Genomic DNA, 9,408 nt, shown 5'->3' with positions numbered 1-9,408 from the left:
TGATTTAATCCAATCGATACCCGGTATTGGCACTAAGATTGCTGCAACAATTTTAGCTGAGATCGGGGAAATCGATCGGTTTGATCACGCAAAGAAACTGGTGGCCTTTGCCGGTGTTGATCCAAGTGTTTTTTCTTCAGGCAAGTTTGTAGCTACCCAAAATAAAATCACTAAGCATGGCTCCAGGAGACTTCGTACTGCCCTATATCAAGCTGTACGATGTGGTATTCGTAGTAATAGAAATAAGAAATTAAGGGCTTATTATGATAAGAAGCGTTCTGAAGGAAAGCTGTTCAAAGTAGCGATAATTGCTTGTGTGAATAAACTCATCCACTGGATTTTTGCCATCTTGACTACTAAGGAAGCATTCCGTTTAGAGTAAGTAACACAAAATGGAATTATATGGAATATATTTCCGTACTTTGCGGGACGGCTCTTTCCCATGCACTTTTTTAAGTATACCACCTCATGAATCCGACATTAATAATTAAATATTGACAAGCTATTAGCTGGAATAGTTGCCCTATAGTTGCCCTATAGTTGCCCTATAGTTGAGCAACAAGAGTGGAGCATCGCTTGGCCGCTGCTCCACTCTTGTTGCCCCCATTAATTCAGTTTCTTTGTGAATTAAAATGCCCGGAAGCCATTCTCCCGGGCATTTCTACTTTGTGAACGGTTAGACAAGATACTCGGCAAAAAACGAAATCGTTCGCGCGAAAGCATCTCTCGCCGCTTTTATGCGGTAAGTCGGACGACCGTCGTTGAAGAAGGCATGCGGCGTTTCGGGATACACATGAACCTCGATCGTTTTGCCGAGCTCCTTCATAGCCGCTTCAAACTCCGGAACTTTATCGGTAATCGCCGAATCTAACCCGCCATAGTGACCCAGAACCGGACATTCGATCGAGGACAGCTGTTCCTTCTGAATCGGCGATCCGTAAAAGATGACAGCAGCGTTCAGGGAAGAGTCCCGGCTTGCAAGCAGCGCCGACAACATTCCGCCCATGCAAAATCCGACGGCACCAATGCGACTTCCCTTCGTTTCCGGCCGTTCGTTTCGCAGCCAATGGCTTGCCGCAAGCGCCGCATCGATGAAAGTTGCCCGCGTAGCAGGATCGAACATTTGTTTCATCGTCGTCTGAATCGACACGCGTTCGTTCTCCGGATATGCACTCAGCGCCTCTTCGCGCTTTGCCGGATCCTGCCAATGCCCGTGAGGCAATTCGTCCATAAACCGGCGAAGCAGAAGCACGCTGTCCGGATCTAGTCCTGCCTTGTAGCTGCCCTTCTGACCGAACAATTCTGGAGCAAATGCAGCGTATCCCGCCTGCGCAAACCGACGCGTTACATCTTGAATATGAGCGTCGACGCCCCATATTTCCTGGAGCACGATTACAGCTGGCAAAGCGTTGTCATCCCGATCCGGTTTCGCGAAATAACCGGAGTAACTCTCCTTGCTCCCAAAACGTACCCACTCCGTGATCAAGCCCATGCTTCCAACTCCTATGACAGATTCTAGTAATAACTATACCACACTCAAACCACAATCGCTGAGCCACTCTTCCAAGGTTGACTCGATCAATCATGTTCTTTTTCCTAATGTGGTAATTAGATCGAACAGTGTCATAAGTATCAAGTCCTGGTAAAGATTCGCTCAATCCCTGCGATCTTCTTCGCTGAACTCTTATCATTTGAACAAGTTTTCCATCCCGGACTAATCACGTATAAAGGCATGATCGAGGGAGGCTTTGTTACATTATTTTTACCTAACGATATTTAATACAATCGTCACATAATCTTAAGTCTAATTTAAGCAATACCGGCTATTCTATAAATAGACCCCCTTTATATATAAGGAAAATCAGACTTACAACATTAAAACGGTGTAAGTCTGATATTCATCTATGCAGCATGTGAACAGTTTGAAGAGAAACTCACCGTGTACTCGTAATGGCCTCGTACTCGTTTTGACGTATACACCATTCTATGTGCTTTTTTTTCTTCGATTAACTTGCTTACGTTAGTGAAAAAGCTTACCTACCTAATTACAGTAACGTTCACCGTTAGCTTAACGGAAAATGATACTACCCAATGGTGTCGCTTAAACGGTACGCTATCATAATTCTTCAAATAACCATTTTAATTCTGTGTCCCCGACGCATCGGCACTTGGCTTTCATTATTATATGTATTATTAATATTGAAAACTAATTGCCGGGTAGTTGGATGCCGCGCCAGCCGCTTACATCGCATTGGCCATATTCATTATCACCCACAGCAACCACCGTGCCGTCCGATTTAAGACCGACGGTATGGGCACAACCCGCTGCAATCACCACAATATCGCGCCAATCACTTACATTACATTGGCCATACTCATTCCAACCCACAGCCGCCACAGTACCGTCCGATTTAAGGCCGATGGTATGATTACTACCCACCGCTATCGCCACAATACCGCGCCAGCCGCTTACATCGCATTGGTCATGATTATTCAAACCCACAGCCGTCACAGTACCGTCCGATTTAAGACCGATTGTATGAAGATAACCCGCCACGACCGCCACAATATCGCACCAGCCGCTTACATTGCATTGGCGATACCGATTATTACCCACAGCCGTCACCGTGCCGTCCAATTTAAGACCGATGGTATGCCAGTCACCTGCCGCGACCGCCACAATATCACGCCAGCCGCTTACATTGCATTCACCTTCATTATTTCGGCCCACTGCTACCACCGTGCCATCCGATTTAAGCCCAATGGTACGACGCCAACCCGCCGCAACCGCTACAATATCGCGCCAGTCGTTTACATCGCATTGGTCATGCTTATTCCAACCCACAGCCGCCACAGTACTGTCAGATTTAAGACCGATTGTATGAGAATTACCCGTGTTCGTCGCCATATGAACATTACCAGCCGCGACCGCCACAATATCGCGCCAGCCGCTTACATCACATTGGCCATATTTTTTATCACCCACAGCCGTCACCGTGCCGTCAGATTTAAGCCCAACGGTATGACGACGACCCGCCGCCATGGTATCTTTAGGCCAGCGTTTCACCTTTAACGCCGCCTGTCCGAGCCAATCACCTTCAATGTTCACTTGTTTATCACCTCCTATTTTTGATTGCATATTCCACTAATCTACCCGTTAGCATAAAAGCTGCACGCGGCAGCCTCTTTAGATTTGTTCAACTATAGTTCTGCTTTAGTTTAATACCTTGGGGCATAAATACGATCAGTATCCGTATCAATTACAAAATCTGTTTGAATACCTTTTAGATTCACACCAGGTAATTGTTCGAATTCAAATAACCTACAAAAAGATTAATGGAAAATCCCTCATGTGCGAAATCCATTCTTGGCCAGATTGATACCTTGACGGAGACGATGCTGGAGCAGACAAGTAAATAAGTTTACTAAGGATACCGCAGGATGCATGACAGGAATGTCATACCTTGCGGTTTCTTTAATAAGATTCGCTTCTGCTGCCAGAAGTAGAGTATAGTAGGAGTAGTTGAAAATATATTCCAGGAGGCTACAGCCATGTCACAGGAGATTTGGATTAACCTGCCGGTCAAAGATGTTGAGAGGTCAACTGCCTTTTTCAATGAGATTGGATTCCATGCGGTGAGCGTTGGTAACGAGAGAGCCAAGCTTGCCATAGGCCAAACAACGATTCTGCTGTTCCCGGATGCGGCGTTTGAGAAATTTACAGGTTCAAAAACCGCAGATACTTCCCATAGCGCAGAAGTAATATTTTCCATTGGCGCTGAAAGCAGAGAAGAAGTAGATACCTTTATTCAAAAAGTAGAGTTTGCCGGAGGAAGCATCTTTGGCAAGCCGAGTGAAATTGACGGCTGGATGTACGGCGCAGGATTTGTCGACCTGGACGGTCACCGCTGGAACCTGCTGTACATGGATGAGAGCAAAATGCCGAAACGATAATATGGAAACGCCGGTCACCTGCTTAAGGTCACCGGCGTTTTTTTACACCCCGTATAATCTCATATCTGTCATTCAAATCAAAATCGTTGCTTAGAAGGAAAAATTCGTGGGTTAAACTAATACAAATCACCTGGGTTAGCCCGTGTTAATTTATTGGTCTTACATAAACTATATTAACACATATTGGAACTAACCTGCCCGTTACTTGAATGAAAACAGCGACAGCTGCCGTGGCCACTGTTCCCTGTTTGTTTATTGAACTAAAGTTCCTCGTTAGTTGAACAGGCATTAAACCTTATTAACCCTATTACCCCAAAAACTCCAAACTTCCTCCCCCACTGTTGTCTGTCGGCATTGGACCGCAGTGCGTTCGTAAAAATCATGGTCCAGTTCCATCCGCAATCACACGATAACCTAACCTATTTTTCTTCACCCAAATAAACGATCGGGATACATCACCTACATAGACAATTTCGCTCCCCCAAAAGAAGTACTTCCCGTCCCTTTAACTTGAGCACTGAAAACCTTAATCGGATGGAGAGAGAAGAATAAATGCTTCCTAACCGCTAATTCCGCCGTTGGAGTGGGAAAGAAAAACAAATAAATCACTAACAATGTCGTGATAGATATAACCCAATTCTGCTTTCTCTTCGACATCGACATTGTATCATCCTCTCGTACATTATTATCCTGGTTTTAAAGTCTGTGCAAAGGTCTGCACGAGACAGCCCTATTGATATTGAACTATTGTTATCCGTTAGCTTAATGTTATTTATCTGGAACTTGCATACTATGTTCTTCAATTGAACTATCCGTAATAATTGCACTTTTGTATCGAACAGTCCAAATTGCTGGTTTTTCATCATAAACTACTTCATTGATAACAAAGATGTTGATACTTGAAATATCCTTGTTTAACAGTGCTTTGCGTATTACTTCGTCTTGAGACAAGATTGCTTTTTCAGGTTTTTGAATTTTGGTTATGGTGACCTTCGAAGCTTTTCCTTGAGCAGGGTATGAGGTTGCTATGGTACCCTTCAAACCATACATTAACGTATTGTCCAACCTCTACTTCTTGGGGCATATTTGAAACCCATATCGCTTCGTAGAACTCTTTTCTTGTTTGATTTATTTCTCTACTTATCGGACTAACCACTAAGGCTCTTTGATTTTCAAGCTTGGTAATATAACCCACAAGTTCCGCTGAACTGGATTTATTAGTTTCCACTAATGGAGATTGCTTAGGTTCGACTTTGTTGGTACAAGCATTAAGAAAAAGTGATGCTATTAAAATGAATAATAAACAAAGTTTTCTCAATTGATAACCTCCTTTGCGTCTTACAGAATAGACGTGGTAATCATTTTAATGGTTGCAAAGTTATTTCGTATCCTTCATAGTTTGTTGAGAAAACTGCCCGTTACTTCAATGAAAAAGAGGAGCTGCATCGCTGCAAACTCCTCCACTATCGTTCTCCCGTTAGCGTAATCACTTCTTGAATATTTTGGGGTTTTTAACCCTCATTGAAATTACCTCTCCGCAATCTAAGCAAATGGTAAGAAGAAGAGGAACACCTAGGCTAAAGAGCTTATTTTGGGGGTGCACTTTACCTTCGCCTCTTGTTTCACCTTCACCAAAATTAGTTCCACCACAGTTTATACAAGGTCTCATTAATCAAAATCCTTTCAAAAAAAATCTTGAGCTTATTATATTTCTTATGGTGATTTTCGCCTCATCCTTGGTGTTTAAACTCTCGTAATTCGTTAGCGTAATTCCGACTCCTCAGGGTATCAAACTATTTCTTCATTCTCAATATCTTCCCAGTATAAAAAACAATTATTCCGAGTAGCAACAATCCCAGGATTTCTATCGTTCTCCACATTGGGCTTGATATATATCCAAATGAGACTTTATGTTGTAGATAATCAACTGACTCATATGTCTCGACAATATCTGGAACGTAGTTCATTGTGAGATACATCCCTTGAATAATCTCAAAAGTATAAAAAACAAATACAAATATTAGTCCTACAACGAGAGCTCGAAAAAATTGTTTTTTCATCGTTTCCTCCTGGTTTTCAATTCAATACCCTTATTTTACCATATTATACCAGCAATATAACAATTAAGCATTACTATCCGTTAACGAAATAGGCAACCGAGCGATTCACCGGAAACCAAATTGGTACAATTTTATGAAGCTAACGTTCCTCGTTAGCGTAATGAAAAAGGAAATACTGCTCCCCTTAGCTATGTCCCTTACGTCTCTCTTTTCTCTTGTAAAACCTGTCTATGAGAAGGATTAAGATATGTACCATGGTTATAAGCACTGCCATCTGTATAGCCTTAATAAAACTAACCCCTACAAAATAATAAGCCAGAAGCAAAATGGCACAAAAATAAAAAGCAATCCCTAGAATTGATTTCATCATTTTTACCCCCCTTAGCTTACTAATTTTACCACACCCCTCATCCTCCTGTATTGAGCCAAACTGACCGTTAGCTGAGCGCGCACTTTAAACTTGTCGGCATTCGGTCAATGTTCTTGACACAAATCGGCAATCGGATTAAGTTCTTGACATCCGACAAGTATTGTCGAGAATGGAGTTATTTAAAAAAGTTTGATTCCACTAAACTGCCCTTTAGTTTAACGCTGCAGTTTAGTACTCCTTTATTAAAACTCAACGTCGTTTACATATTAACCCACTTTTACCATATGAGTTCACAAAAAAGACTGCTTTCAATTTACTTGAATGCAGTCCATATCAAACTTGCTATGAAACCAAGGAAGTTCCCACTTCATCGACTCTACGCCAAAAATTTCTTTATATCCGTAACAATAATATTCAGCAGCGGAGTGATCTGTTCGTATCTAGCCAGCTTTTTCGGAAAAATCGTGTGAAATTGAGGATTGAAAAAGCGTTGTAAAACCGTCTGCAGCACGACTCCGTCGCCCGCTCCCAATACAGCAACAGAGGCAAGTACGTCCCCTGCCGGGCCTTGAAACATGCCATAGGATGATACTTGCAGTAAGCGTTCCTTAATCTTAGTTATCTTTTCGGGGGTAGCGCTTCTCACGTTGGGATATAACGCCTCAAGTTCAACTTGGTACGGGGTCATGAGTTCCACGAGTTCCTCCTGACTCTCGTTTAGCTCCACAGGATCTTCGTCACGCTGCTGAACGGCCACAGCTCTTCGGTTCTCGTCGCTCATTCTTCCAGACACCTCGTGCTGTTTACGCGCAGTATCCAGTGAGATTGGATTAGCAGACACCTTCACAAAAAAGTTGTTGCGTCCTTTACTATCGGGCACCACTCTCGGCTCCTCTAACAATATTAGTTCACTCTGCAGCAGCGTCACTTCGCTTTGCTTCGCGTTCAAAGGCTCAGGACCGCCTAGTGGCTTCTCGGCTCCCGGTCGGCGTGCTTGAAACAAGGCCGGATAGTTCACAGGCACTTGTATTTCGAAGATGACCCCTTCCGTTGGACTCCATTCCTCAGCAAAACCACGCTCAAATGCCGTGGAAAAAGGTAGCATTTCCATGATCACATCGCCTTTTTTCAAACTTTGTAAATGACTACCTTTGACGCGGCGGAACAAGGTTATCCATAGTTCGTTCGGCAGCTCTTCGGGTGGGGCTGTACCTGTGAATGCTTCAAACTCTTTTGCTCGGTCTAAAACACCCTGTCGGTTACCCGTATTCATACTCGCATCCCAGCCGCCGGTCTTGTCCTTGACCGAGGTGAACGTTCCGCTCCGTACGGATGAGAGTGCTCTAGCGGAAGGTCCACTTTCTTGCAGCTCTTTCTGTGCTCTCGATAAATTTTGTTCGACATAACCATCGATGATTTGATTTTTGACCACATGAATATTCAGGAGATTAATCAGTTCATGATGTCTGGTAGTAATCCTCTCCATTGCTTTGACGCCTGGTACGCTATCATCAAATATCGCATTCTCATCCGCCTCTGGGAGATTATAGGCCGATATAAAATTCAAAAATTGGGTATCGCTCGTTTGAGAGGGCACACGGTCGTTTGCATGAATGCTGTTCATCTCCCCGATGGCAGTTCTGCGCTCCGTGCTATTCTCGAGAGTGGCTTGATTCAACACATCACTTTCCCATTGCTTGGCCAATTCCAATGCTTCGGGACTGATTTTTCGCTGAATGATAGGTTTTGAAGAACCAGTTGTTTGTATCTGATTCTGCTGACCACGGATAAGCCTTCCAACCGCTTGATTACCAATAAGACGCTGTAATTGAAGATAAGTAGATTGCACTGCAACAACCGGTACCGTGACTTGGATGCTTCCAGACGCAATAGGAGTTGAACGGTTATTGTTATGGTTACGGGACGGATTGGACTGTGAAAAATACATGGATCTCCACCTCATTACCTCTAGTCATATAATTATGTTCCAATTATATCCTAAAAGTTTCCATTAAACGATAGAAATACAGAGGCCCCCTGCGCTCACCTTTCTTCAGCGAAAAGGAATTTATGCTTGGTACAATAATGCTGATTTTGTAGCGTTAAATTTCATCTTGTAACGCAAAGTTCCCTCAATATATAAATATTGAGGGGAACTCACTTGCAGTTATAAATTAAATGGTTTTTAGGGTACTTAAACTTGACTTCTTCTTTTCCTTTTTACATATTGCCTTACACAATTTTTTAAAAGGATATTACTACTTGTGCTTCTCTGTTTTCCGAATTGAGAGCAACCACCTATTATTAGACAGACTCATCCCCCGTTAGTGCTATAACTGAATCGGTGTCTCGGCTGCAATTTGGCGATTTCGTCAGCGGCTAAAAGTTCCGCTTCGCGCTTGCAGGACTGGATATAGTCGGTCAGCGTTTGACCCTCACGTTGATTCTTTCCACCACTCGATAAGCCTGCTTATACATCTATTCAATGTTATATGCCCAAACATAACAGGGGGTGTAATTCATATCCTATAAAGAAATTTTGAAAAAGAGGAGTATTTAAATGAATAATGCCGTTAGATTTCCAGGATGTCCGAGACCGAAGAAAATTACACTTAGAGATCGGCTTTCTCAGTTAATTGGAAAGCGTGTTAGTCTTGCTATTAACAAAACACCTGAATTAGGAAGAGACACACTAATGGCTTTCGAAAAAACTCCGATTACTGAGGTTGGTAATTCATTTTTTAAATTCGGAGAAATCATTGTTCCCTTCGGTTCGAGTTTTAACATTACGATTGAAATCAACCCTCGCCAAATAACCGATATTGCTGTTTTCATTACTCAACAGGGTCATCCACCATTCACTAACAGTTTAACATTAATACAATTAGGTCAAGACTTTGTTGAGATTAGGGCGGAATTTCAGCTTCCTGGAACTTCGGGAAGATTAATATTTCCGCTTAATAAATTAGTTTCACTTGAATGCGAACCACCGCATGAGGAATAACCCGCGATAGGTAATGATAG

The 9,408-nt window shown here is 42.8% G+C and carries 10 protein-coding genes; 3 read left to right on the top strand and 7 right to left on the bottom strand.

Features of this window, described 5'->3' with window-relative positions:
* The coding region (locus tag AC58UU_RS37850; RefSeq protein ID WP_497322596.1) for a transposase at window positions 1-382 on the top strand (382 nt) is incomplete at its 5' end.
* A 294-nt stretch (window positions 383-676) separates the two neighbouring features.
* Here the strand turns inward: AC58UU_RS37850 and AC58UU_RS37845 are convergent.
* Both AC58UU_RS37845 and AC58UU_RS37840 read right to left on the bottom strand, forming a co-directional pair.
* A complete protein-coding gene (locus tag AC58UU_RS37845; protein WP_497322595.1) occupies window positions 677-1,492 on the bottom strand; it encodes a dienelactone hydrolase family protein in 816 nt (271 codons plus the stop codon).
* A 714-nt stretch (window positions 1,493-2,206) separates the two neighbouring features.
* Window positions 2,207-3,043 (bottom strand): RCC1 domain-containing protein, encoded by an 837-nt coding sequence (locus AC58UU_RS37840; RefSeq protein ID WP_497322599.1) that lies wholly within the window; start codon window positions 3,041-3,043, stop codon window positions 2,207-2,209.
* A 509-nt stretch (window positions 3,044-3,552) separates the two neighbouring features.
* Between AC58UU_RS37840 and AC58UU_RS37835 the strand changes: the two genes are divergently transcribed.
* Entirely contained in the window at window positions 3,553-3,954 is a 402-nt protein-coding gene (locus AC58UU_RS37835) for a VOC family protein (protein WP_497322594.1), read from the top strand.
* Window positions 3,955-4,413: 459 nt separating this feature from the next.
* On the opposite strand, the gene AC58UU_RS37830 is transcribed toward AC58UU_RS37835, so the two are convergent.
* From AC58UU_RS37830 to AC58UU_RS37810, 5 genes are all read right to left on the bottom strand, one after another.
* Window positions 4,414-4,611 carry a YjcN family protein gene (locus tag AC58UU_RS37830; protein ID WP_497322593.1) on the bottom strand — a complete coding sequence of 66 codons (198 nt, stop codon included), beginning with the start codon at window positions 4,609-4,611 and terminating at the stop codon, window positions 4,414-4,416.
* 111 nt (window positions 4,612-4,722) lie between these two features.
* Entirely contained in the window at window positions 4,723-5,019 is a 297-nt protein-coding gene (locus AC58UU_RS37825; RefSeq protein ID WP_497322600.1) for a hypothetical protein, read from the bottom strand.
* The gene (locus AC58UU_RS37820) at window positions 4,916-5,149 is read right to left on the bottom strand and encodes a DUF3221 domain-containing protein (protein ID WP_497322598.1); all 234 of its coding nucleotides are present in this window, start codon (window positions 5,147-5,149) and stop codon (window positions 4,916-4,918) included. The genes AC58UU_RS37825 and AC58UU_RS37820 overlap by 104 nt, the downstream gene beginning before the upstream one ends.
* 598 nt (window positions 5,150-5,747) lie before the next feature.
* A complete protein-coding gene (locus tag AC58UU_RS37815) occupies window positions 5,748-6,014 on the bottom strand; it encodes a hypothetical protein (RefSeq protein WP_497322592.1) in 267 nt (88 codons plus the stop codon).
* A gap of 746 nt (window positions 6,015-6,760) precedes the next feature.
* Window positions 6,761-8,332: a hypothetical protein gene (locus AC58UU_RS37810; protein WP_497322591.1), complete on the bottom strand. Its 1,572-nt coding sequence runs from the start codon at window positions 8,330-8,332 to the stop codon at window positions 6,761-6,763.
* 612 nt (window positions 8,333-8,944) lie between these two features.
* On the opposite strand from AC58UU_RS37810, the gene AC58UU_RS37805 reads away from it, so the two are divergent.
* Window positions 8,945-9,388 (top strand): hypothetical protein, encoded by a 444-nt coding sequence (locus AC58UU_RS37805; RefSeq protein WP_497322590.1) that lies wholly within the window; start codon window positions 8,945-8,947, stop codon window positions 9,386-9,388.
* The last annotated feature ends 20 nt before the right edge of the window (window positions 9,389-9,408 follow it).

The organism is Paenibacillus sp. JT22N1, assembly GCF_059692155.1.
The sequence above is the reverse complement of the archived record's forward strand: the minus strand, read 5'-3'. Positions and strand labels throughout refer to the sequence as shown.

Coding starts and splice junctions, on each gene's coding strand:
- AC58UU_RS37845 (WP_497322595.1), bottom strand. CDS start 1,492: ATGGGCTTGATCACGGAGTGGGTACGTTTTGGGAGCAAGGAGAGTTAC.
- AC58UU_RS37810 (WP_497322591.1), bottom strand. CDS start 8,332: ATGTATTTTTCACAGTCCAATCCGTCCCGTAACCATAACAATAACCGT.
- AC58UU_RS37815 (WP_497322592.1), bottom strand. CDS start 6,014: ATGAAAAAACAATTTTTTCGAGCTCTCGTTGTAGGACTAATATTTGTA.
- AC58UU_RS37840 (WP_497322599.1), bottom strand. CDS start 3,043: ATGGCGGCGGGTCGTCGTCATACCGTTGGGCTTAAATCTGACGGCACG.
- AC58UU_RS37835 (WP_497322594.1), top strand. CDS start 3,553: ATGTCACAGGAGATTTGGATTAACCTGCCGGTCAAAGATGTTGAGAGG.
- AC58UU_RS37830 (WP_497322593.1), bottom strand. CDS start 4,611: ATGTCGAAGAGAAAGCAGAATTGGGTTATATCTATCACGACATTGTTA.
- AC58UU_RS37805 (WP_497322590.1), top strand. CDS start 8,945: ATGAATAATGCCGTTAGATTTCCAGGATGTCCGAGACCGAAGAAAATT.